A 21,242-nucleotide genomic window follows, 5' to 3' on the forward strand; every position below is an offset into this window, starting at 1 on the left:
TGTTCTTGGTCTTTTTCATCAGCGGCGGAATGGCCGCGAGGCGGAACATCGCCCGCATCCACGACCTTAGCCAAGCCCCCGCCGGTGCGGCAACGCCTTAAATGGCTTCGCGACGCGCCTGTTCCAGATAAATCTCGCGCAGACGGGTCGCAACCGGGCCCGGCTTGCCGTCGCCGATGCGGGTTCCGTCCAGCGAAACGATCGGCATGACAAAGGAACTGGCCGCCGTGACGAAGACTTCGCGCGCGCGCTTGGCCTCCTCGACGCTGAAGGCGCGCTCTTCCAACTCGATACCTTCCGCCTCGACCAGCTTGAGGATCGCCGCGCGGGTGATGCCGCGAAGGATGTTGGCCTGGGTGTCGCGGGTCCGCAGCTTGCCGTTCTCGTCGATGATCCAGGCGTTGGTCGAGGAGCCTTCGGTCACCATGCCCATTTCATCGAACAGGATGGCTTCGTAAGCGCCACGTTCACGCGCCGCCTGCTTGGCCAGGGCGTTGGGCAGAAGGCCGACCGTCTTGATGTCGCAGCGGCCCCAGCGCATGTCGGGGTGGGTGACGCCGGCCGCGCCCCTGGCGGCCAGAGCTTCGCCCTTCCTTAGGTCGATCGACTTGGCGGTGATGATGACGCTGGGCGCCACGTCCGTCGGGAAGGCGTGATCGCGGGGCGCCGTGCCGCGCGTGATCTGGATATAGACGATGCCGTTGCGCACCCGGTTCCGGCGGATCGTCTCGCGCAGGACGATGCCCAGCGACTCGGCCGACATGGGAATGTCGATCCGCAGCTCGGTCAGGCTGCGAGCCAGCCGGCTCAGGTGCCCCTGATAATCGGCCAGCCTGCCGTCGAAGACCGACCAGACCTCATAGACGCCGTCAGCGAACTGGAACCCGCGATCCTCGATATGGACCACGGCCTGGCCGTGCGGCTGATAGACGCCGTTCACATAGGCGACCCTGGACATCAGGCGCCTTCTCCTTCCTCGTCTCCGCCGCGTGCAGGCGATACGCCCAGCGACTTAAGCTTGCGATGCAGCGCAGATCTCTCCATGCCGATGAAAGCGGCCGTGCGCGAGATATTTCCGCCGAACCGCATGATCTGGGCCGACAGATATTCCCGTTCGAACACCTCGCGCGCCTCACGCAACGGCAGGGCGATGATGCGGTCCGCGCTGAGCGAGGCCGGGCTGGCGGATGAAGCCACCTCCTGCGGCAGCATATCGGCGGTGATGGGTTCGTCCGGCCCGCCGGTGGCCAGGATCAGCAAACGTTCGATGTTGTTGCGCAACTGGCGGACATTGCCCGGCCACGGATGAACCTGCAGCACGGCCAGGGCGTCGTCGGCGATGCGACGATGCGGCAGGCCCTGGGAGGCCGACAGATTGTCGACGAAATACTCGACCAGTTCGGCGATGTCCTCGCGTCGCTCCGACAGCGGCGGCACGCGGATCGGCACGACGTTCAGCCGGTGGAACAGGTCCTCGCGGAAACGCCCCTCGGCGATCTCGGTGCGCAGGTCGCGGGCGGTGGAGGTGACGACGCGCACGTCCACCTGCACGTCCTGCTCGCCGCCGACGCGGCGGAAGCTCTGTTCGACCAGAACGCGCAGGATGCGGCTCTGGCTTTCGCGGGGCATGTCGGCCACGTCGTCCAGGTAGAGAGTGCCGTTATGAGCCCGCTCGAAGACGCCGATCTTGCGCGGGCGGCCGTCGCCGCCCTCCTCGCCGAACAGTTCGACGTCCAGGCGCTCGGGCGTCATGCCGGCGGCCGAGATGGCGACAAACTCCGCCTTGGCCCGGGGGCTGGCTTCGTGAATCTGCCGGGCCACCAGTTCCTTGCCCGAACCAGGAGGGCCCGAGATCAGGACGCGGCTGTTGGCCGGCGCCACCTTGGCGATGGTGGTGCGCAGCACCTGGGCGGCGACCGACTTGCCGATCAGTCCGGTAGGAGTCAGCGTCTGGGCGCGCAGGCGCCGGTTCTCGCGTTTCAGCGCGGCCGCTTCCAGGGCCCGCTCCACCACCACGACCAGGCGGTCGGACTTGAACGGCTTCTCGATGAAATCATAGGCGCCGCGCTTCAGCGCGCTGACCGCCGTTTCGATGTTGCCGTGGCCCGAGATCATGACGACCGGCAGGTCCTCATCCAGCTCGCGCACGACATCGAGCAGTTCCAGCCCGTCCAGCCCGCCGCCCTGCATCCAGATGTCGAGTACGGCCAGGGAAGGCTTGCGCGCGCGGATGGCGGCCAGCGCCTCGTCCGAATTGGCGGCCGTGCGGACCGAATGGCCCTCGTCCTCCAGCAGACCGGACACCAGTTCGCGGATGTCGGCCTCGTCGTCGACGACCAGAATATCAGCACCCGTATTACGCATGACGCCTCGCTTAACTCGCCGCAGCCGCCACGCCAGAGGCGCGATGGGCGGACTTGTGGTCCTGGGTCAGGGGGAAGATCAGGCATACGCGCGCGCCCGACAATGTCTCCGCGTCAGCCAGCCGCAGCTCGCCGCCGTGGTCCTCACAAATGCGCTTGACGATGGCCAGGCCGAGGCCCGTGCCCTTCTCGCGCGTGGTTACATAGGGTTCGGTCAGCCGGTCGCGATCCTTGGCCGGCAGGCCGACGCCGTCGTCCTCAATCACGAAGACGGCGCGTCCGTCTTCGACATCCAGCCGGGCGATAACGCCCAGCGTCCCTTCGGCGACCGGCTCGAGCGCACGTTTGGCGCCTACGGCCTCGCCCGCGTTCTTCAGAATGTTAGCCAGGGCCTGACCGACCATGCGACCGTCGCACTGAAGCACGACCTCCGGGAGAGGTTCGATCAGATCCACGCCGATGTCGGGCATGGCCACACGTTGGGCGAAGACCGCCTCGCGCAGCATTTCCGCAGGATTCTCCATTGAAAAGCGCGGAGCCGGCATCCGGGCGAAGGACGAGAACTCGTCCACCATCCGGCCGATGTCGCCCACCTGACGGATGATGGTCTCGGTGCAGCGATCGAACACCTCGACATCATCGCCCACCCGCTCGCGATAGCGGCGGCGCAGCCGCTCGGCCGAGAGCTGGATCGGCGTCAGCGGGTTCTTGATCTCATGGGCGATGCGGCGCGCCACGTCACGCCAGGCCGCATTACGCTGGGCCGTGACCAGGCGGGTGATGTCGTCGAAGGTGAGCACCATCTCACCGCCCTGCCCGCCCTCGATGCGAACCCGCAGGCGCAGGGCCTCGCCGTCGCGGCTGACGTCGATATCCTCCTCGATATGGGCTTCGCCCCGTTCCGACAGTTCGCCCAGTTCGGGCGCCACCTCGGCCAGACGCCGGCCCTGGACCTGTTCCGGATCGAGGCCCAGCAGCTGGCTGGCGCTGTCGTTGATGGCGGAAATCCGTCGCTGGCGGTCCAGGCCGATCACGCCCGCGCTGACGCCCGACAGGACCGTTTCAATGAAGAGGCTGCGTCCCTGGGCTTCGTCCGAAGCGGTCTTGAGCGCCGCCTGCTGGGTCTTGATGTCCTCGGTCATCCGGTTGAACGCTTCGGACAGGACGATGATCTCGGACGGCGCGCCGTCGTTATCGACGCGCGCATCGAGGTCGCCGCCCGCCACCTGATCCGCCGCCCTCACCAACCGACCGATCGGCGCCGAGATCGAACTGGCGGCCGACATGGCCAGCCAGACCGCCCCGACCAGCACCAGCAGCGCCGTTTCCAGATAGCTGAGCGCAAAGGCTCCCTGGATGCGAGCGCGGCTTTCCTCGGCGGCGCGATAGGCGGTGATGGACTCCTCGCCGTTGCGCATTCGCTGGATCAGGCCCGGCGCCAGCGGCCGCACGACATAGAGATAGGCGTGACCGTAATCCGGGAGCGGATAGAGCGCCCGCACCATGTCGGGGTTCTCGGTCACCGTCGTCGGAGCCACCTCGCCGCCCGCCACCGTCTCGAAGGCATCGCGCGGCGGGGCGACATAGGGCGGCGCGCCCGGTTGCTCGCCGCTGGCCAGGACGCGTCCCTGCTCATCCAGAATATAGAGGGCCGGGTAGCCGAAGAAGTCGCCGATCTGCGACAGAGCCCGCGAGAACTGGATCCGATTGTCGAACAGATCCCGGACGCCGCCCAACTCGGTCGCCATCGTCTCCAGGTCCACCTCAAGCCCGGCGCCCACGTCCGCGACATAGGCGCGGCCGATCTCGGCCCCGTTCTCGACAGCTGAACGGACGTTGGTGCTGAACCACTGATCCACCCCCCGGTTGACCAGCAGGCCGAAGACCAGGGCGATCAGCACCGCCGGCACGACCGAAACGAGAGAGAATAGGGTGACGAACCGCAGATGCAGACGTGCGCCCGGATCGTTCCGATTGCGCGTCAGGCGCAGCACCCGTCCGCCGATCACCGTCGCGAGTCCTGCAATCAGGACCAGATTGGCCAGAAGGACATAGAGAACCGCGCGACTGGCCGCCGTCCGGGCGTCCCCGCCTGCGGCGGCTCCCGGCGCAATGGCCACCAGCCAGATGGCCGCCGCCGTGACCAGGAAGGCGACGACATAGGCGGTTCCGAACAAGGCTCGCGCCCGACCGTCAGCGAGACGCCCCCAGAGCGAGCGCTCTGAGACCTGTTCTTCAACCGGGGCGACGGGCGTGTCCGACATTACGCCGCAACTTCGGACACCTGTGTCTCGTTTTCAACAGCGAAGTTGCCCAAATACGTCACATCTCGCCACAAGGTCGCCAGCGCCGTTTCGACCTCGTCCGGCGCCTCCAGCCGGCACAGCCTGGCCTTGGCGGCCCGACGCTGGGCTGGATCGGCGGGCCAGGGGGCCTGCTCGATGTACCAGCCCAGATGTTTGCGGAACATCTTGAGACCCAGCGGCAAGCCATAGAAGGCGACCGACGCTCGCAGATGCTCGATGACGATCGCCAGTCGTTCTTCGCGATCCGGCTCTTGAAGGCGCGTCCCGTCCGCAAGGGCGCGCTCGAGATGCGCCGCCAGCCACGGCCGCCCGTAAACCCCGCGCCCCAGCATCAGGGCGTCGGCGCCGGATCGGCTCAGCGCCTCGCGCGCCTGTTCGGCCGTGATGATGTCGCCATTGACGATGACGGGTATGGCGACCGCCTGCTTGACCTCGGCCACCGCATCCCAGTCGGCGACGCCGGTGTAGAACTGCTTGCGGGTGCGGCCATGCACGGTGACGGCGGCGACACCCAGGTCTTCGGCCCGGCGCGCCAGGTCGGGGGCGTTATGACTGTTCTCGTCCCAGCCCAGCCGCATCTTCACGCTGACCGGGCGGCTGACGGCCTGAACGACGGCCTCCATGATCCGCGCCGCCTGATCCGGCGTGCGCATCAGGGCCGAGCCGCAGGCGGCGCCGGTGACTTCCTTGGCGGGACAACCGAAGTTCAGGTCAATGATGTCGGCGCCCGCCGCCTCAGCCATGCGCGCGCCTTCGGCCATGGCGGCCGGATCGCCGCCGACCAGCTGGATCACTGTCAGCGGCAGGCCCCCGCCTACGGCGGCGCGGCGCACCACGTCGGGACGGGCGCGCGCCAGCTCGGCCGCGGCCACCATCTCCGTCGCCACATAGGCGGCGCCCAGCCTTGACGCCAGCACACGGAACGGCAGATCCGTGATCCCGGTCATGGGCGCCATCAGCACCCGCCCCGCGATCTTCACATCGCCAATCTGCAACCCGATCGTCATGAGGCTCCTTAGCGCCGAAGAAGGCCCCTCTCGTCAAGCGGAACCGGGACGCCTAGAAGACCCGCATGGGATTCTCAGCGATCGTCGTGGCCGCCGGCTCGGGTTCTCGGGCGGGCGGCGCCAAACAGTGGCGCAGGGTGGCCGGCAAGCCGGTCGTGCGCTGGTCGGTCGAGGCGCTGCTGGACGCCGGCGCGCGCGAAGTCGTCGTCGTGATCGCCGCTGACGCCCGCGAAGAGGCCGACGCGGCCCTGGCCGGTCTGGACGGATGGCGCGCGGTTTTCGGCGGCGCGACACGCGCCGCGTCAGTGTGCGCCGGCCTCGCGGCTCTGGGCGGCGCTGACGACGAGCCGGTGCTGATCCACGACGCCGCCCGCCCCTTCCTGAGCGCCGAGGTGATCGCGCGCCTGCTGACGGGTCTCGTCGACGCCGACGGCGTCCTGCCCGCCCTGCCTGTCGCCGACAGCTTGCGCCGAGGGCGTGAGGGCATGGTCAGCGGCGCCGTCGATCGGGAGAACCTGTGGCGCGCCCAGACGCCGCAGGCCTTTCGACTCAAGACCATCCGCGACGCCTATGCCGTGTGGCCCGCCGATGAAGCCGCCACCGACGAGGCCGCCGTGGTCGAGCGCGCGGGCGGCCGCGTCCGACTGATCCCAGGCGACGCGCGCCTGACCAAACTGACCTATCCTGAGGATTTCGCCATGGCCGAGGCCCTGTCCCCTGCTCGCACCACCATCCGCATCGGCCAGGGTTTCGACGTTCATCGTTGGGGACCGGGCACGTCGGTCTGGCTGTGCGGGGTCGAGATTCCGCATGACCAGACCCTGATCGGCCATTCGGACGCCGATGCCGGACTGCACGCCCTGACGGACGCCATCCTCGGCGCCATCGCCGACGGCGACATCGGCGACCACTTTCCGCCCAGCGATCCTCAGTGGAAGGGGGCGTCATCGGACCGCTTCCTGGTTCATGCCGCCGAACGGGTGGCGCTGCGCGGCGGGCGCATCGTCAATGTCGATGTGACCCTGATCTGCGAACAGCCCAAGGTGAAGCCCCATCGCCAGGCCATGCGTGAACGGCTGGCGGCCCTGTTGAAGCTGCCGCTGGACGCCGTCAGCGTGAAAGCCACGACCAGCGAAGGCCTGGGTTTCACCGGCCGTGGCGAGGGCCTGGCCGCCCAGGCCGCCGTTTCGATCGAACTGCCCGCCTGAATTCAGGACCGAGGCGGCCTCCGTCGCCAGGCTTCACTTTACGCTCGCCTCTGAATGTCAGGCTGGCATAGTCGCCTGATGCGAAGCCTGCTCTTCAACATCGCCTATTGGGCGCTTTCCATCACCTACGGCCTGGCCGCCGCCTTTGCGGCCCTAGCGCCCGGCCGCAAGGCCACAAGCTGGATCATCCGCCGCTATGTCCGGCGCATGGTGCAGGCCATGAGCCTGTTCGCGGGCATCCGCATCGAGACGCGCGGCAAGGAACGCCTGCCGCAGGGCGCCTTCATCATCGCCTCAAAGCACCAGAGCTGGGGCGACGGCTTCGCCACCTATGACCAGTTCGACGACGTGGCCTTCGTCACCGGCGACCATCTGGAGAAATTCCCCCTGTTGGGAACGGTGCTCAAGAAGCTGGGCGCCATCGTCGTCAACAACTGCGGCGGCCACGCCGCCCGCGCCGCCCTGAAGGAACGCGCCGCCGACGCCCATCGCGAAGGGCGCAAGATCCTGATCTATCCGGAAGGACATCTGGCCAAGGTCGGAGAGAAGTTCCGTTACCGCTCGGGCGTCTGGCACATGTATCGCGACTTCGACATGCCGGTCGTGCCGCTGGCGACCAATCTGGGCCTGTTCTGGCCATTGGAAGAGTTCCACAAGAACCCCGGCACGGCGACGCTGGAATTCCTCGAGCCCATTCCGACCGGGCTGCCCAAGGCCGAGTTTCTGGAACGCCTGGAAGCCGCCGTGGAGGGCAGGACAGCCGAACTGATCGCCGAGGCGACCGGACAGCCGGTCACGCCCGCCGTCCTCGTCGCCTCCGACGATGAAGGCGCCAAGGCCGCCGCAGCGGCCAAGGCGGTCAGCGCCGCGGCCTAGGCCGCCGGGATCACCGCGCCTTCGTATTTGGAGGCGATGAAATCCTTGATCGCCTGGCCGCGCAGGGCCTTGGCCAGGGCCTGGACTCGCGGGTCATTCTGATTGTCCGGTCGCGCGACCAGATAGTTCACATAGGGACTGTCGGCGCCTTCAAGCTGAAGGGCGTCTGTCTTGGGTTTCAGCCCGGCGTCGAGAGCATAGTTGGTGTTGATCACCGCCCCATCGACCTGAGGCAGGATGCGCGGGATGGTCGCGGCCTCGACCTCCTGGAACTTCAGGCCCTTCGGATTGGCGGCGATATCGCGAACGGTCTGCAGCGGATTCTGCGGGTCTTTCAGGGTGATCAGGCCCGCCGCCTGAAGCAGCAGCAGGGCGCGGCCGGTGTTGGAGGCGTCGTTGGGCAACACCACCTGGGCGCCGTTCGGCAACTCGGCCAAGGTCTTGTGCTTGCGCGAATAGAGGCCGAGCGGCTCGACGTGGATGCCGGCGACTGTGATCAGGGTCGTGCCGCGCGCCGTGTTGAACTCGTCAAGATAGGGCTTGGTCTGGAAGTAGTTCACATCCAAGCGCTTTTCAGCCAGTTGCACGTTAGGCTGAACGTAGTCGTTGAAGACCTTGATCTCGATCGGCACGCCTTCAGCGGCCAGAATCGGCTTCACCTGTTTCAGGATTTCAGCGTGGGGCACGGCGGTGGCGCCGACCAGCAGAGGCGCGCCCTCGCCACCCGCCTTCTTGCCCGCGCCCTGACCGCAAGCGGCGAGCGTCAAAACAGCGGCGGCGGACAGCAGCAGCGAACGGCGGATCATGAGGCGGGCTTTCGAAAAATCAGCGGTGCGAGACCTTAGCGACCAGACGGTCGCCGATCATCTGCAGAATTTGTACGAGGATCAGCAGCAGAACTACGGTCACGGCCATGACGTCGGTCTGGAAACGCTGATAGCCGAAGCGGATGGCCAGGTCGCCCAGACCGCCCGCCCCCACCACGCCCGCCATGGCGGTGTAGCTGACCAAGGCGATGGCGGTGACGGTCGCGCCGGCGATGATGCCCGGCATAGCCTCGGGCAGCAGGGCCCGCGTCACGATCTGGAAGGTCGAACCGCCCATGGCCTGGGTCGCCTCGACCACGCCCTTGTCCACCTCGCGCAGGGCCGTCTCGACCAGGCGCGCATAGAAGGGCGCGGCCCCGACCACCAGCGGCGGAATGGCGCCCGCCACGCCCAGCGAGGTGCCGACCAGCAGCACCGTCACCGGCAGCATGACGATCAGTAGGATGATGAAGGGCACCGAGCGCAGCACATTGACCACAAAGGACAGAACGGCGTTCAGCACCGGATTGGCCGCCAGCCGCCCCTTGCCCGACAGATACAGCAGCACGCCCAGCGGCACGCCCAGGATCACGGTCAGAACCATCGATCCGCCCAGCATCAGCAGCGTGTCGATCGTCGCCTTGCCGATATCGGCCCAATCCACATTGGCGAACATCAGACCGCCTCCACCACGACGCCGCGCGCGGCCAGTTGCGCCAGGGCCGCCTCGGCGTCTCCGCCGGTGAAGGCCACCGTCATCTGGCCATAGGGCTCGCCCCGGATGCGGCTGATGCGACCCGACAGGATGGAATAGTCCACGCCCGCCGTGCGCGCGACGCGGCTCAATTCCGGCTCATAGGTCGAAGGGCCGCGGAAGGTCAGGCGGGCCATGCGCGCCCCGGCGGGCGCGACCGAGGCGTCGACCGCCTCCTCGCCCTCGGCCAGCATGGCGCGGGTCACGGCGTGCTGCGGATGCAGGAAGACGTCGGCCGTCGCGCCCTGCTCCACGATCCTGCCGTCCTTCAGCACCGCCACCCGGTCGCAGACGCGGCGCACCACCTCCATCTGGTGGGTGATCAGGACGATGGTCAGGCCCAGGTCGCGGTTCAACCCGTCCAGCAGGGTCAGGATGTCCTCGGTCGTCTCAGGGTCGAGGGCGCTGGTCGCCTCGTCGCACAGCAGGACGCTGGGGCCGCAGGCCAAGGCGCGGGCGATGCCGACGCGCTGCTTCTGGCCGCCCGACAACTGGGCCGGGTGCTTTTTGGCATGATCAGCCAGCCCCAGTTGAGCAAGCAGTTCCGCCGTGCGCGCCTTCACCTCCGCCTCCGGCCGCCCTTCCAGCCGCAGGGGAAAGGCGACGTTGTCCTCGATCGTCTTGGCGTTCAGCAGGTTGAAGTGCTGGAAGATCATGCCGATGCCGCGACGCGCAGCGCGTAGGTCGGCGGGGTTTAGGGCGGTGATCTCCTGCCCATCGACGAAGACCCTGCCCGCGTCAGGCGTCTCCAGTCGGTTGATGGCGCGGATCAGGGTGGACTTGCCCGCCCCCGAACGCCCGACCACGCCGAACACCTCGCCACGCGCGACGTGCAGATCGACGGCGTCCAGCGCCGTGCGGTCGCCCGCCGCGCTGCGATAGCGCCGGGTCACCCCCTCCAGTCGGATCATGTCAGTCGGCGTCCAGAGCAGCGGCGGGGATGATGGTGACGCTCTCGCCGCAACCGCAGGCGTCCGTCTCGTTCGGATTGCGGAAGACGAACTTGGAGGCCAGCTTCGTCACCTCATAGTCGATCTCGGTTCCGATCAGGAACAGGACTGCCTTGGGCTCGATCAGAATGGTGACGCCCTTGTCCTCGACCACCTCGTCCAGCGGCAGGGCTTCTTCGGCATAGGCGAAGGTGTACTCCTGCCCGGCGCAGCCGCTGTTTTTCACGCCGACGCGTAGCCCGACGTAATCCTTTTCAGCGTTGTCCATGATTTCGCGCACGCGCGCGGCGGCGGCGTCCGTCAGGGTCACCGCCTTGGGCCGGGGGCGTCGGGGTCGGGTCGTGGTCTGAAGCTCGGTCATCATGGCCTCGTCAGAACATGTTCAGGGCCAACTTGGCCTCGTCGCTCATCTTGGAGGCGTCCCACGGCGGATCGAACACCAGATTGGCCCTGGCGCTGCGAACGCCCTCGACCTTGGACACCGCCGTCTCGACCCAGCCGGGCATTTCGCCGGCGACCGGGCAGCCCGGCGCCGTCAGCGTCATCTCGACCAGCACGTCGCGATCGTCGGACACGTCGACCTTGTAGATCAGGCCGAGCTCATAGATGTCGACCGGGATTTCCGGGTCGTACACCGTCTTCAGCGCCTCGATCAGGTCGTCCGTCAGCTTGTCCAGCTCGGCCTGAGACAGGGCGCTCTTCTGCGGCTCATCCCAGCTGGCGGCGAAGGCGTCGCTGTCGCTGATCGCGTTGTCGGTCTTAGCGTCCATACTCGTCACACGAAGAAGTTGCGCGCCTTGATCAGCGCGTCCACGAAGGCGTCTGCATCCTCCATGGTGTTATATAGGGCGAAGGAGGCGCGCGTGCTCGAGGTCACGCCCAGTCTTTTCGCCAGCGGTTCTGCGCAGTGCAGACCGGCCCGGACGGCGACGCCGTATCGGTCCATGATCTGGGCGACGTCATGAGCGTGCGCGCCCTCGACGGCGAAGGTCAGGATGGCGCCCTTCCCTTCTGCTTCGCCCAGAATCCGCAGCCAGCCGTACTCGCGCAGACGCTCGACGGCATGATGATATAGAGCCTTCTCATGCGCCTGGATCGCCGCTGGCTCATACTGCGCCAGCCACTCGATCGCCGCGCCAAGGCCGATCGCTTCCAGAATCGGCGGGGTGCCGGCCTCGAACCGGTGCGGCGGACGCGCATAGGTCACGCGCTCCTTCTCCACGGTCTCGATCATCTCGCCGCCGCCCTGATAAGGCGGCAGGGCCTCCAACGCCTCCGCCGTGCCGTACAGGACGCCGATGCCCGTGGGTGCGAACAGCTTGTGGCCGGTCAGGACATAGTAGTCGCAACCAATGGCCTGGACGTCCGGCGCCGCGTGGACCGCCCCCTGACAGCCGTCGATCAGCACCCGCGCCCCGGCCGCATGGGCCAGACGGGTGATCTCGGCGACCGGATTGATGGTCCCCAGCACGTTTGACATGTGGGTGACGGCGACCAGCTTCGTCTTCGGCCCCAGCAGGGCGGCGAAGGCCTCCATGTCCAGCGAGCCGTCATCCTTGATCGGCGCCCATTTCAGCACCGCCCCGCGCCGCTCGCGCAGGATGTGCCAGGGCACGATGTTGGAGTGGTGCTCCATCTCGGTGACGATGATTTCATCGCCCGGCTGGATCGACAGGCCGACGCCGTTGGCCACCAGGTTGATCGCCTCGGTGCCGCCCTTGGTCCAGACGATGGTCTCGGCCGACGGCGCGTTCAGGAAGCGGGCGACGATCTCTCGCGCACGCTCATAGGCCTCGGTCGCCTCGTTCGACAGAGTGTGCAGACCGCGGTGAACGTTGGCGTAGGAGCCTTCCATCGACGCGACCAGGGCGTCGATCACCGCGCGCGGCTTCTGGGCCGAGGCGGCGCTGTCCAGATAGACCAGCGGCTTGCCGTTCACCTGACGCGACAGGATCGGGAACTGCGCGCGGGCGGCATAGGGGTCGAACCCCGTCACGCCAACCTTGTTCATAGGTACGTTGGTCACAGGCGAGCCGTCAGCCATTCCCGCACCACCTCTCTGGCGCCTTCATGCTCGATGCGGTCGACAACCTCGATCAGGAAGGCGTGGGTCAACAGGGCGCGGGCTTCATCAGCCGAAATGCCGCGCTGCTGCATGTAGAACAGGGCGCTTTCATCCAGCGTCCCGACGGTCGCGCCGTGGGCGCACTGCACCTCGTCGGCGTAGATGATCAGCTCGGGCTTCACGTCGATCTCGCCGCGATCCGAAGCGATCAGGCCATGGTGCCCCATGCGGGCGTCGGTCTCGTCCGCGCCCTTCTGGACCAGGATCTTGCCTTGGAAAACGCCGCGCGCCTCGTCGCGGACCACGCCCTTGATCAATTGGCTGGTCGTGCCGCTGGCCGCGACGTGGTCGATCACCGAGGTCTGATCCGAATGGCGCGCGCCGTTCAGAAGATAGAGGCCGTCCACGCGCGCATCGGCGCCTTCGGCCCCGTGCCGCAGGCGGGTCTCGTGGCGTTGCAGTTTGGCGCCGGTAGCGACGATGGTCTGGCGATAACGGCCGCCCGCCTCCAGCCGCACCTCAGCCTCGGCCACGGAAATGGCGTCGGCGGGTTCGTCGGTCAGGACGATGCGGGTCACCTCGGCGTCGGCCGCGACGTCAATCTCGACCTTGTTGTGAGCGACATAGGCCGAGCCCTTGCCCTCGTGCGTCTCCAGCAGCAGCAGGCGCGCGCCGGGCCGGGCGACGATGCGCGCCGCCGCCGTATGACCGGTGCCCGTTGCATCCGAAATGAAGCGCAGGCGTAGCGTCTGATCGCCCGAGGCGATGTAGTCCTTCACCCCGACCGGGCGGCCGTTGGCGAAGACGACGGCGTCGCCGCCCAGATCATAGAACGGCCCCGGCGCGCCCACGACGGCGGTGCCGGACGGCTCAGGCGCTTCACGAAGAAAACGCTTCAGGTCGCTGTATTTCCACTCCTCGACCCGCCGCGAGGGAAAGGTCGCGGCGTCGGTCAGGTCCAGCCGGGCGAGCGCCTTCATGCCGCCTCCGGCAGGAACTTGTCGTAGCCTTCCGCTTCCAACTCATGCGCCAGCTCAGGTCCGCCCGAGGCGACGATGCGGCCGCCCGCCAGGACGTGGACGCGGTCCGGTTTGATGTAGTCCAGCAGGCGCTGATAGTGGGTGATCACCAGCATCGACCGCTCCGGGCTGCGCATGGCGTTCACCCCATCGGCGACGATGCGCAGAGCGTCGATGTCGAGGCCGGAGTCGGTCTCGTCCAGGATCAGCAGCGACGGCTCCAGCAAGGCCATCTGCAGGATCTCCATCCGCTTCTTCTCCCCGCCGGAGAAGCCGACGTTCAGCGGCCGCTTCAGCATGTCGAAATCCATCTTCAGCGACTGCGACGCCGCCTTGACCAGCTTCAGGAAGGCGGGGGCCGAAACCTCTTCCTCACCGCGCGCGCGCTTCTGGGCGTTCAGGGCCGTGCGGATGAAGGTCATGGCCGGCACGCCGGGGATTTCGATCGGATACTGGAACGACAGGAACAGGCCCGCCGCCGCCCGCTCGGCCGGTTCGATATCCAGCAGGTCGATGCCGTTCCACGAGGCGGAACCGTCCGTCACCTCATAGCCGGGGCGGCCCGACAGGCTGTAACCCAGCGTCGACTTGCCCGCCCCGTTCGGCCCCATGACCGCGTGAACTTCGCCCGCAGGCACATCGAGCGTCAGACCTTTGAGGATCGGCTTATCGGCGACGGAGACGTGGAGGTTATTGATCTTAAGCATTGTTTTTCTTCTTCAACTCACTCAGCCGACCGAGCCTTCAAGGCTGATCGCCACCAGCTTCTGGGCCTCGACGGCGAACTCCATCGGCAGTTCCTGCAGGACGTCACGGACGAAGCCGTTGACCAGCAGGGCCACGGCTTCTTCTTCCGACAGGCCGCGCTGCTGGGCGTAGAAGAGCTGAGCTTCGGACAGGCGGGTCGTGGTCGCTTCGTGCTCCAGCTGGGCCGAGCCGTTGCGGACCTCGATGTAGGGGATGGTGTGGGCGCCGCATTCCTTGCCGATCAGCAGGCTGTCGCACTGGGTGAAGTTGCGCACGCCGGTCGCCTTGGGATGGATCGACACCAGGCCGCGATAGGTCGAGTCCGATTTACCCGCCGAGACCGTCTTGGCGATGATACGGCTGCGGCTGTTCTTGCCCAGGTGCAGCATCTTGGTGCCGGTGTCGGCCTGCTGATGGCCGTTGGTGATGGCGATGGAGTAGAATTCGCCCGAGCTTTCCTCACCCTTCAGGATGCAGGACGGGTACTTCCAGGTGACGGCCGAGCCGGTCTCGACCTGGGTCCAGCTGACTTTGGAACGGTCGCCGCGGCAGTCGGCGCGCTTGGTCACGAAGTTGTAGATGCCGCCCTTGCCCTCGGCGTCGCCGGGGTACCAGTTCTGAACGGTCGAGTACTTCACCTCGGCGTCGTCCAGGGCGATGATCTCCACGACCGCCGCGTGCAACTGGTTCTCGTCGCGCATGGGCGCGGTGCAGCCCTCCAGATAGGATACGTAGGAACCCTTGTCGGCGATGATCAGGGTCCGCTCGAACTGGCCGGTCTGGCTGGCGTTGATGCGGAAATAGGTCGACAGCTCCATCGGGCAGCGCACGCCCGGCGGAATGTAGACGAAGCTGCCGTCGGAAAAGACCGCGCTGTTCAGGGCCGCGAAATAGTTGTCGCTGACCGGGACGACCGTGCCCAGATACTGACGCACAAGATCAGGATATTCGCGCAAGGCCTCGGAAATAGGCATGAAGATCACGCCCGCCTTGGCCAACTCCTCCTTGAAGGTGGTGACGACGGAGACGCTGTCGAACACGGCGTCGACCGCCACCTTGGGCGCGCCCTGAACGCCGGCCAGGACTTCCTGTTCCTTCAGCGGAATGCCCAGCTTTTCGTAGACGGCCAGCAGTTCGGGATCGACCTCGTCCAGCGACTTCGGCCCTTCCTTCTTCACCGGCGCGGCGTAGTAGTAGAGGTCCTGATAGTCGACGGGATCGTACTTCACCGCCGCCCAGGTCGGCTCTTCCATGGCCAGCCAGCGCTCATAGGCGGCCAGGCGCCACTCCAGCATCCACTCCGGCTCCCCCTTCTTCTCGGAGATGAAGCGGATGATGTCCGGGTTCAGGCCCTTGGGGGCGAACTCCTGTTCGACGTCCGTGGTGAAGCCGTACTTGTACCGCTCCAGCTCCGCGACCGTATCGATTGTTTCCTGAACGATAGCCATAACTTACGCGACTTCCTTTACGCGCCCTTGCAAGCGCGCCTTGTGCTTGTCCCAGGCCGCGACCCAGGCGTCGGCGAACCGGGTCCAGTCGGCCTCGGTCGTGCCCCAACCGCCGGAGACGCGCACGCCTCCGGTCGCCAGATGGTGCAGGCCCATGGCGCTGATCGCCTTGGACGGCTTGACCTTGCCCGACGAGCAGGCAGAACCGGCCGAAACCATGACCCCGACCAGATCCAGGGTGATCAGTTGTTGCGGGCTGTCCCAGCCCTCGACCGCCATGAACAGGGTGTTGGGCAGCCGCTCGACTGCGCCGCCGATGATGGTCGCACCCGCGGCCTTGACCTTCGCCTCGGCCGCGTCGCGCCAGACGACATGAGCCCCGGCGGCGTCCAGATCACGGGCCGCGCAGTCGGCGGCGACGCCGAAACCGGTGATGCCCGGAACGTTCTCGGTCCCAGCGCGCAGGCCGCGCTCCTGACCGGCGCCGTGCAGAATACGAACGGCGGATACGCCGTCCTTGAGCACCAGGGCGCCCACGCCTTGAGGCCCGCCCAGCTTGTGCGCCGAAAGGGTCAGGCTGTCGGCGCCGAGCGCACGCATCGTCACCGGAATCTTGCCTGCGGACTGGATGGCGTCGACGTGCAGCCAGCCGCCCGCCGCGCGGACGAGCGCCGCCGCCTCAGCGATCGGCTGGATCACGCCGCTTTCGTTATTGGCGTGATGAATGGCGACGACGGCTCGCCTCGGACGCGCCAGCGCCTCAGCCAGCCAGGCCAGATCGACCACGCCATTGGCGTCCACCGGCAGAACTTCGACCTGCGCTCCGCTCGCCGTAGCGGCTTCGGCCACGCACGGATGCTCAGTCGCGCCGACGATCAGCCGCTCGCAGCCGGCGGCCAGGGCGCTGTGGATCGCCTGGGCGTTGGATTCGGTTCCGCCCGAGGAGAAGATGATCGCCGTCGGATCGGCGCCGACCAGATCGGCCACCTGAGCACGGGCCGTCTCGACGCGCGCACGCGCACGGCGGCCGGCGGCATGAACGGCCGAAGGGTTTCCGTTGTCAGCCAAGGCCTTGGCCATGACTTCCTGAACTTCAGGACGAACCAGGCCGGAAGCGTTGTAATCCAGATAGACGCTCACGCCGCCGCCTCCATGGACCCGACGTCCTTCTGTCCCATACGAGCACGGCTGGTCCGCTTTTCGATCACGTCCTCCAGGCTGACCCCGGCCAGATAGCGATGTATCTCGGCGCCGAGGTCTTCCCAAAGATCATGAGTGATGCAGCGCGCCCCGCCGTTCATGCAGCCTCGCGGCGTGCCATGTGCGGCGCAGCGGGTAGCGCGGATCGGCTCATCGACGGCTAGGACGATGTCGGCCACGACCGTCTCGTCCGGCCCCTTGGCTAGGCGATAGCCGCCGCCCGGCCCGCGAATGCTCTTGACCAGGCCGCCCTTGCGCAGTCGCGCGAACAGCTGTTCCAGATAGCTGAGCGAAATCTCCTGACGCGCCGCGATTTCAGCCAGGGACACGGCCCGGCCCGAGCCGTTTTTCGCCAGATCGGCCATCGCCATCACGGCGTAACGTCCCTTTGTCGACAGGCGCATCCCTATAACCTCAAAATTCTAACGCTTTTCGGAGCGGTCATGCTAAGACCCCCGGCCTCGCTGGCGAGTGCGTCGCGCACCGGGGACTTAGAAAGTCCTACCTCCCTGGTCAAGTATTATCCGTCCGGCGAAACCTCTGTTGATTGTAGGGATCGCGATCCATGCCTGAAGTCATCCTGCCCGGCGCCGCTGGCCGCATCGAAGGCCGTTACTCGCCCGGCAAGCGCCCCGACGCGCCGATCGCCCTGATCCTGCACCCGCACCCGAAGGCGGGCGGGCACATGAACAATCCGGTCGCTCTGACGATGCACCAGCTTTTCGTTCAGCGCGGCTTCGCCACCCTGCGCTACAATTCGCGGGGCGTCGGCAAGTCGCAGGGCGAGTTCGACAGCGGCATCGGCGAACTGGCCGACGCCGCCACGGCGCTGGACTGGCTGCAGGCCAACAACCCGGCCGCCACCCAGACCTGGGTCGCGGGCTATCAGTTCGGCGCCTACATCGGCATGCAGTTGCTGATGCGCCGCCCCGAGACCGACGGCTTCATCTCGGTGTCGCCGCCGTCCAACATCTACGATTTCAGCTTCCTGGCCCCCTGCCCGGCCTCGGGCCTGTTCCTGCACGGCACCGCCGACACCGTGGTGCCCCCGGCCGAGGTGGAGCGCGTGGTCAACAAGCTGCGCACCCAGAAGGGCATCGTCATCGACTATGAGCTGGAAGAAGGCGCGACCCACTTCTGGCAGGATCATATCGGCGCCGTCGAGCGTCGCGTCGGCGCCTATCTGGACAAGCGCCTGGCCGAAAAGCCGGCCTGACATCCTGACGATCAGCGCGGAGGTCGGGCCTCCGCGCGGGTCCGCCACAGAGACCAGACCACCCCCGTCGCCAGGATCGCCGCTGTCACCGACAATGAGACAACGGGCGGCGTCTTCTCGATCCCCAGCAGAGGCGCGGCGAACACCTTGGCCCCGATAAAGACCAGCAGGACCGCCAGCGCCTGCTTCAGATAGGCGAAGCGGTGGATCACCGCCGCCAGGGCGAAATAGAGCGCCCTCAGCCCCAATATGGCGAAGATGTTGGACGTGTAGACGACATAGGCGTCCGTCGTGATGGCGAAGACCGCCGGCACGGAGTCCACCGCGAAGATCACGTCGGCGATCTCGATCGTCACCAGGGCTAGGAACAGCGGCGTGGCATGCAACTTCATCTCGCCCGAACGGGTTGGCGCCTGGACGAAGAAGGCGTGGCCGTTCAGATCATTCGTCACCCGCATCCGCCGCCGGAACCACTTCAGCAGCGCATTATCGGCGATATCCGTTTCCTCGTTGCGGGCAAAGAACATCCGCACGCCGGTCAGGATCAGGAAGCCTGCGAAAAGGTACAGCACCCAGTGATAGCGGGCGACCAGCGCCGCACCGCCGCCGATCATGATCGCCCTCAGGACGATGACGCCGAGCACGCCCCAGAACAGCACGCGATGCTGATAAAGCCGGGGCACGGAAAAGGCGCTGAAGATCAAGGCGATGACGAAGACATTGTCCATCGCCAGGCTTTTCTCGACGGCGTAGGCGGTCAGGTAGTCGATCGCGCTGTCGGCCCCCAGCCACGACCACAGCCACGCCCCGAAAGCCAGGGTCACGGCGATGTAGAAGGCGGAGAGCCCCAGGCTTTCCCGTACGCCGATTTCATGATCGCGCCGATTGAACAGCCCCAGATCCAGCGCCAGCAGGCCGACGACGATCGTCAGGAAGCCCGCCCACATCCAGACGGGCTTGCCCAACCACTCCAACAGCAACAGTTCCATCGACGCCTTCGCGAGCCGTTTCCAACGACGCGGCCGACATCGCGATGAAGGGTCGCCAGAGGGGCCCGGTCCGCCCTACCCCAACGCCTGAGGCCTGCGGGCGTTGCTCAATGATCACCTTCAGCGGCGGCCAGGGCCGCCGGTCGGTGGGCGCGGACGCACCAGACGACGCTGACGATCATCAGGATCATGGCGACGACCTCGATCACAGTCGGACCGCGCTGTTCCCAGATGAAGCCGTAGATGAAGGCGAACAGGGTCTCAGACACGATCATCTGGCCCAGCATGGTGAGCGGCAGCAGACGACTGGCCTGGTTCCAGAAGGCGTTGCCGATGACCGAGGCGAAGATGGCCACGCCCGCACTGACCCCGATCAGGCGCATCCAGGCGTCATCCGTCATGCCTCCCAGCATGAACAACGACGGAATGACCAGCGCCAGCGCCAGAGCGCCGGTGACCACGCCGGTCAGCAGCGACCACTCATGCGGGGTGATGTCGGGCAACCGCCCCATCCAGCGGCTGTTGCCTACGGCGAAGGCGGTCCAGGACAGCAGGGCCGCAACCGCGCAGACCAGGCCGATCAGGGTCGCGCTACCGCTCTGCGCCGCTGCGCCGCCGCCCTGGCTGAGCGACTCCCACCCGATCAGGCCGACGGCCAGCGCCGCCACGGCGATGGGCGGAGCGACACGGGACAGCGGCGGCGACTCCTTGTCTCTCAGGCCCCATAGAGCCACCACCACGGGCACCATGCCGACGATCAGGGCCGAGGCCGCGACGCCCGCGTAATGCACGCCGACCACCAGGAAGGCGAAATAGACGAGATTCCCCGCGAGGCTCAGCCAGACCAGAGCGCCCCACGCCTTGCGCGTCAGGGCCGCCGTCACCCGACGCCAGCGCGGCGCGATCAACAGAGCCGCGATCAGGCCATAGGCGAGGTAACGCCCCGCCGTCAGCAGCAGGGGCGAGGCCTCGGGCACGACCTTGGGCGCCAGGAAGACCAGCCCCCACAGAGCGCCCGCCGCCAGACCGCTGGCGACGCCCCAGAAACGAGACGAGGCCGCCACTATTCCGCTCCCGGCTCGACGATCCGGCCGCCGGTCATCGGCGCCGGAACGCCTGTCGTGCCGGGGAAGCTGATCGGCAGGCCCAGACGGCAGCGCGCCGCCAGAAAGGCGAAGGCCTCGGCCTCAATGGAGTCGCCGCGCCAGCCCTTGTTCTCGGCCGTCGAGACGGGGGCGCCCACGCGATCACGAATGGCGGCCAGCAACACCGGATTATGGCGACCGCCGCCGCAGACGACGATCTCCTTCGGCTGCTCCGAACAACGGGCGACGCCCAACGCCACGGCCTGCGCCGCGAAGGCTGTCAGGGTCGCGGCAGCGTCCTCAAGCGACAAGCTTGCAACCGGATCCAGCGAGAAGTCGAAACGATCCAGCGACTTCGGCCCGATCGCCGCGAAATAGGGATGGGCCAGATAGGCGTCCAGCACGGCCTGATCGACCGTCCCGGCCGCCGCCAGACGGCCACCCTCGTCCATCCGCTTCTTCATGCGGGACTGGACCAGCAGATCGACCATGCCGTTGGCCGGACCGGTGTCGAAGGCCTCCAGTTCCCCGTCGGCGCGGATCAGGGTGATGTTGCCCACGCCGCCCAGGTTCAGCACGGCGACCGGCCCTGACAGGCCCGCCTTGCGAACAAGCGCCGCGTGATAGACGGACGCCAACGGCGCGCCCTGCCCGCCCGCCGCCACGTCGGCGCTGCGGAAGTCAAAGGCCGTTGGCACGCCCAGGCCTTCGGCCACGCTGGCGGCGTCGATCAATTGGATGGTGCGGCCCGGCTGCTCCGGCGTCGGCGCCTCATGCAGCACGGTCTGGCCGTGGACGCCGACCAGATCCAGCGCGGTGGACTTTACTCCATTCACCGCCATGAAGCCGAGCGCGGCGGCCAGATGCGCGTCGGCCACAGCCATGCGCGCGTCCTCAAAGCTGTCCGGTTCCTCTTCGTCGCGTTCCCAGTCGAAGGCGTCCTCGATCGCGTCCTCGATGATGGCGCGGGTTTCGCCGTCCAGCTTCATCTCTCCGGCGGGGCCGAAGGACAGGATGTCGTGGCCGTCCGTCTCGATCACCGCCATGTCCACGGCGTCCAGCGAGGTGCCGGTCATGAAGCCGAGCACGCGAAGGGTCTTTTTCGGGGAGGTCGTCATGGCGGCTTGACTGCCACGTCGTGCGCGACGTAGCTAGCGCCCATGATCGCGCAACCGGCCCTTTTCGCCGCCTATTACTACGGCC

General features: G+C 67.0%; 21 protein-coding genes. 3 read left to right on the plus strand and 18 right to left on the minus strand.

The genetic code is table 11. The features are described from left to right. Nucleotides 1-97 precede the first annotated feature (97 nt). The 4 genes from AC52GN_RS07565 to dusB are packed head-to-tail and all read right to left on the minus strand — an operon-like array spanning nt 98 to nt 5,676. Complete coding sequence (locus tag AC52GN_RS07565) at nt 98-958, minus strand: D-amino-acid transaminase (protein WP_346486920.1); 861 nt, start codon at nt 956-958, stop codon at nt 98-100. Next, on the minus strand, nt 958-2,364 hold the full coding sequence (gene ntrX, locus AC52GN_RS07570) for a nitrogen assimilation response regulator NtrX (protein WP_291775116.1): 1,407 nt from the start codon (nt 2,362-2,364) through the stop codon (nt 958-960). Before ntrX ends, AC52GN_RS07565 begins: the two co-directional genes overlap by 1 nt. A 10-nt stretch (nt 2,365-2,374) precedes the next feature. Further along, the gene (locus AC52GN_RS07575; protein ID WP_496528661.1) at nt 2,375-4,627 is read right to left on the minus strand and encodes a sensor histidine kinase NtrY-like; all 2,253 of its coding nucleotides are present in this window, start codon (nt 4,625-4,627) and stop codon (nt 2,375-2,377) included. Beyond that, entirely contained in the window at nt 4,627-5,676 is a 1,050-nt protein-coding gene (gene dusB / locus AC52GN_RS07580; protein WP_496528662.1) for a tRNA dihydrouridine synthase DusB, read from the minus strand. The genes AC52GN_RS07575 and dusB overlap by 1 nt, the downstream gene beginning before the upstream one ends. 65 nt (nt 5,677-5,741) lie before the next feature. Here dusB and AC52GN_RS07585 point away from each other — a divergent pair, with 65 nt between their 5' ends. Both AC52GN_RS07585 and AC52GN_RS07590 read left to right on the plus strand, forming a co-directional pair. Then, nucleotides 5,742-6,884, plus strand: a complete 1,143-nt coding sequence (locus AC52GN_RS07585; protein WP_496528663.1) for a bifunctional 2-C-methyl-D-erythritol 4-phosphate cytidylyltransferase/2-C-methyl-D-erythritol 2,4-cyclodiphosphate synthase — start codon at nt 5,742-5,744, stop codon at nt 6,882-6,884. Between the two features lie 78 nt (nt 6,885-6,962). After that, nucleotides 6,963-7,760, plus strand: a complete 798-nt coding sequence (locus tag AC52GN_RS07590) for a lysophospholipid acyltransferase family protein (protein ID WP_496528664.1) — start codon at nt 6,963-6,965, stop codon at nt 7,758-7,760. On the opposite strand, the gene AC52GN_RS07595 is transcribed toward AC52GN_RS07590, so the two are convergent. Genes AC52GN_RS07595 through AC52GN_RS07645 form a run of 11 tightly spaced genes read right to left on the minus strand, consistent with a single transcriptional unit; the run spans nt 7,757 to nt 17,153 of the window. Continuing rightward, nucleotides 7,757-8,566, minus strand: coding sequence for a MetQ/NlpA family ABC transporter substrate-binding protein (locus AC52GN_RS07595; RefSeq protein WP_496528665.1), 810 nt, complete (start codon nt 8,564-8,566; stop codon nt 7,757-7,759). The genes AC52GN_RS07590 and AC52GN_RS07595 overlap by 4 nt on opposite strands. Nucleotides 8,567-8,585: 19 nt before the next feature. After that, nucleotides 8,586-9,242 carry a methionine ABC transporter permease gene (locus AC52GN_RS07600; protein WP_024352729.1) on the minus strand — a complete coding sequence of 219 codons (657 nt, stop codon included), beginning with the start codon at nt 9,240-9,242 and terminating at the stop codon, nt 8,586-8,588. After that, entirely contained in the window at nt 9,242-10,231 is a 990-nt protein-coding gene (locus tag AC52GN_RS07605; protein ID WP_496528666.1) for a methionine ABC transporter ATP-binding protein, read from the minus strand. The genes AC52GN_RS07600 and AC52GN_RS07605 overlap by 1 nt, the downstream gene beginning before the upstream one ends. A 1-nt stretch (nt 10,232) precedes the next feature. Then, nucleotides 10,233-10,631: a HesB/IscA family protein gene (locus tag AC52GN_RS07610; protein ID WP_291776127.1), complete on the minus strand. Its 399-nt coding sequence runs from the start codon at nt 10,629-10,631 to the stop codon at nt 10,233-10,235. Nucleotides 10,632-10,641: 10 nt separating this feature from the next. Next, nucleotides 10,642-11,040 carry an SUF system Fe-S cluster assembly protein gene (locus tag AC52GN_RS07615; RefSeq protein ID WP_338574881.1) on the minus strand — a complete coding sequence of 133 codons (399 nt, stop codon included), beginning with the start codon at nt 11,038-11,040 and terminating at the stop codon, nt 10,642-10,644. A 5-nt stretch (nt 11,041-11,045) separates the two neighbouring features. Beyond that, the gene (locus AC52GN_RS07620) at nt 11,046-12,314 is read right to left on the minus strand and encodes an aminotransferase class V-fold PLP-dependent enzyme (RefSeq protein ID WP_496528667.1); all 1,269 of its coding nucleotides are present in this window, start codon (nt 12,312-12,314) and stop codon (nt 11,046-11,048) included. Next, nucleotides 12,293-13,315 carry a Fe-S cluster assembly protein SufD gene (gene sufD, locus AC52GN_RS07625; RefSeq protein ID WP_496528668.1) on the minus strand — a complete coding sequence of 341 codons (1,023 nt, stop codon included), beginning with the start codon at nt 13,313-13,315 and terminating at the stop codon, nt 12,293-12,295. The genes AC52GN_RS07620 and sufD overlap by 22 nt, the downstream gene beginning before the upstream one ends. Further along, nucleotides 13,312-14,061 (minus strand): Fe-S cluster assembly ATPase SufC, encoded by a 750-nt coding sequence (gene sufC, locus AC52GN_RS07630; protein WP_346486910.1) that lies wholly within the window; start codon nt 14,059-14,061, stop codon nt 13,312-13,314. Before sufC ends, sufD begins: the two co-directional genes overlap by 4 nt. Nucleotides 14,062-14,082: 21 nt before the next feature. After that, nucleotides 14,083-15,549, minus strand: coding sequence for a Fe-S cluster assembly protein SufB (sufB, locus tag AC52GN_RS07635; protein WP_338574876.1), 1,467 nt, complete (start codon nt 15,547-15,549; stop codon nt 14,083-14,085). Nucleotides 15,550-15,552: 3 nt separating this feature from the next. After that, nucleotides 15,553-16,689 (minus strand): cysteine desulfurase family protein, encoded by a 1,137-nt coding sequence (locus AC52GN_RS07640; RefSeq protein ID WP_496528669.1) that lies wholly within the window; start codon nt 16,687-16,689, stop codon nt 15,553-15,555. Then, the gene (locus tag AC52GN_RS07645; protein WP_291775083.1) at nt 16,686-17,153 is read right to left on the minus strand and encodes an Rrf2 family transcriptional regulator; all 468 of its coding nucleotides are present in this window, start codon (nt 17,151-17,153) and stop codon (nt 16,686-16,688) included. Before AC52GN_RS07645 ends, AC52GN_RS07640 begins: the two co-directional genes overlap by 4 nt. A 161-nt stretch (nt 17,154-17,314) precedes the next feature. Between AC52GN_RS07645 and AC52GN_RS07650 the strand changes: the two genes are divergently transcribed. Beyond that, a complete protein-coding gene (locus tag AC52GN_RS07650) occupies nt 17,315-17,965 on the plus strand; it encodes an alpha/beta hydrolase (RefSeq protein WP_338574874.1) in 651 nt (216 codons plus the stop codon). A gap of 11 nt (nt 17,966-17,976) precedes the next feature. Here AC52GN_RS07650 and AC52GN_RS07655 read toward each other — a convergent pair whose 3' ends face one another. From AC52GN_RS07655 to AC52GN_RS07665, 3 genes are all read right to left on the minus strand, one after another. Next, nucleotides 17,977-18,954 carry a TerC family protein gene (locus AC52GN_RS07655; RefSeq protein WP_496528670.1) on the minus strand — a complete coding sequence of 326 codons (978 nt, stop codon included), beginning with the start codon at nt 18,952-18,954 and terminating at the stop codon, nt 17,977-17,979. A 107-nt stretch (nt 18,955-19,061) separates the two neighbouring features. Continuing rightward, the gene (locus AC52GN_RS07660) at nt 19,062-20,018 is read right to left on the minus strand and encodes a DMT family transporter (protein WP_496528671.1); all 957 of its coding nucleotides are present in this window, start codon (nt 20,016-20,018) and stop codon (nt 19,062-19,064) included. Continuing rightward, nucleotides 20,018-21,157 carry an anhydro-N-acetylmuramic acid kinase gene (locus AC52GN_RS07665; protein WP_496528672.1) on the minus strand — a complete coding sequence of 380 codons (1,140 nt, stop codon included), beginning with the start codon at nt 21,155-21,157 and terminating at the stop codon, nt 20,018-20,020. The genes AC52GN_RS07660 and AC52GN_RS07665 overlap by 1 nt, the downstream gene beginning before the upstream one ends. Nucleotides 21,158-21,242 lie beyond the last annotated feature (85 nt).

The organism is Brevundimonas sp. SS2672 (assembly GCF_059579685.1).

Coding starts and splice junctions, on each gene's coding strand:
- AC52GN_RS07565 (WP_346486920.1), bottom strand. CDS start 958: ATGTCCAGGGTCGCCTATGTGAACGGCGTCTATCAGCCGCACGGCCAG.
- ntrX (WP_291775116.1), bottom strand. CDS start 2,364: ATGCGTAATACGGGTGCTGATATTCTGGTCGTCGACGACGAGGCCGAC.
- AC52GN_RS07575 (WP_496528661.1), bottom strand. CDS start 4,627: ATGTCGGACACGCCCGTCGCCCCGGTTGAAGAACAGGTCTCAGAGCGC.
- dusB (WP_496528662.1), bottom strand. CDS start 5,676: ATGACGATCGGGTTGCAGATTGGCGATGTGAAGATCGCGGGGCGGGTG.
- AC52GN_RS07585 (WP_496528663.1), top strand. CDS start 5,742: ATGGGATTCTCAGCGATCGTCGTGGCCGCCGGCTCGGGTTCTCGGGCG.
- AC52GN_RS07590 (WP_496528664.1), top strand. CDS start 6,963: ATGCGAAGCCTGCTCTTCAACATCGCCTATTGGGCGCTTTCCATCACC.
- AC52GN_RS07595 (WP_496528665.1), bottom strand. CDS start 8,566: ATGATCCGCCGTTCGCTGCTGCTGTCCGCCGCCGCTGTTTTGACGCTC.
- AC52GN_RS07600 (WP_024352729.1), bottom strand. CDS start 9,242: ATGTTCGCCAATGTGGATTGGGCCGATATCGGCAAGGCGACGATCGAC.
- AC52GN_RS07605 (WP_496528666.1), bottom strand. CDS start 10,231: ATGATCCGACTGGAGGGGGTGACCCGGCGCTATCGCAGCGCGGCGGGC.
- AC52GN_RS07610 (WP_291776127.1), bottom strand. CDS start 10,631: ATGACCGAGCTTCAGACCACGACCCGACCCCGACGCCCCCGGCCCAAG.
- AC52GN_RS07615 (WP_338574881.1), bottom strand. CDS start 11,040: ATGGACGCTAAGACCGACAACGCGATCAGCGACAGCGACGCCTTCGCC.
- AC52GN_RS07620 (WP_496528667.1), bottom strand. CDS start 12,314: ATGGCTGACGGCTCGCCTGTGACCAACGTACCTATGAACAAGGTTGGC.
- sufD (WP_496528668.1), bottom strand. CDS start 13,315: ATGAAGGCGCTCGCCCGGCTGGACCTGACCGACGCCGCGACCTTTCCC.
- sufC (WP_346486910.1), bottom strand. CDS start 14,061: ATGCTTAAGATCAATAACCTCCACGTCTCCGTCGCCGATAAGCCGATC.
- sufB (WP_338574876.1), bottom strand. CDS start 15,549: ATGGCTATCGTTCAGGAAACAATCGATACGGTCGCGGAGCTGGAGCGG.
- AC52GN_RS07645 (WP_291775083.1), bottom strand. CDS start 17,153: ATGCGCCTGTCGACAAAGGGACGTTACGCCGTGATGGCGATGGCCGAT.
- AC52GN_RS07650 (WP_338574874.1), top strand. CDS start 17,315: ATGCCTGAAGTCATCCTGCCCGGCGCCGCTGGCCGCATCGAAGGCCGT.
- AC52GN_RS07655 (WP_496528670.1), bottom strand. CDS start 18,954: ATGGAACTGTTGCTGTTGGAGTGGTTGGGCAAGCCCGTCTGGATGTGG.
- AC52GN_RS07665 (WP_496528672.1), bottom strand. CDS start 21,157: ATGACGACCTCCCCGAAAAAGACCCTTCGCGTGCTCGGCTTCATGACC.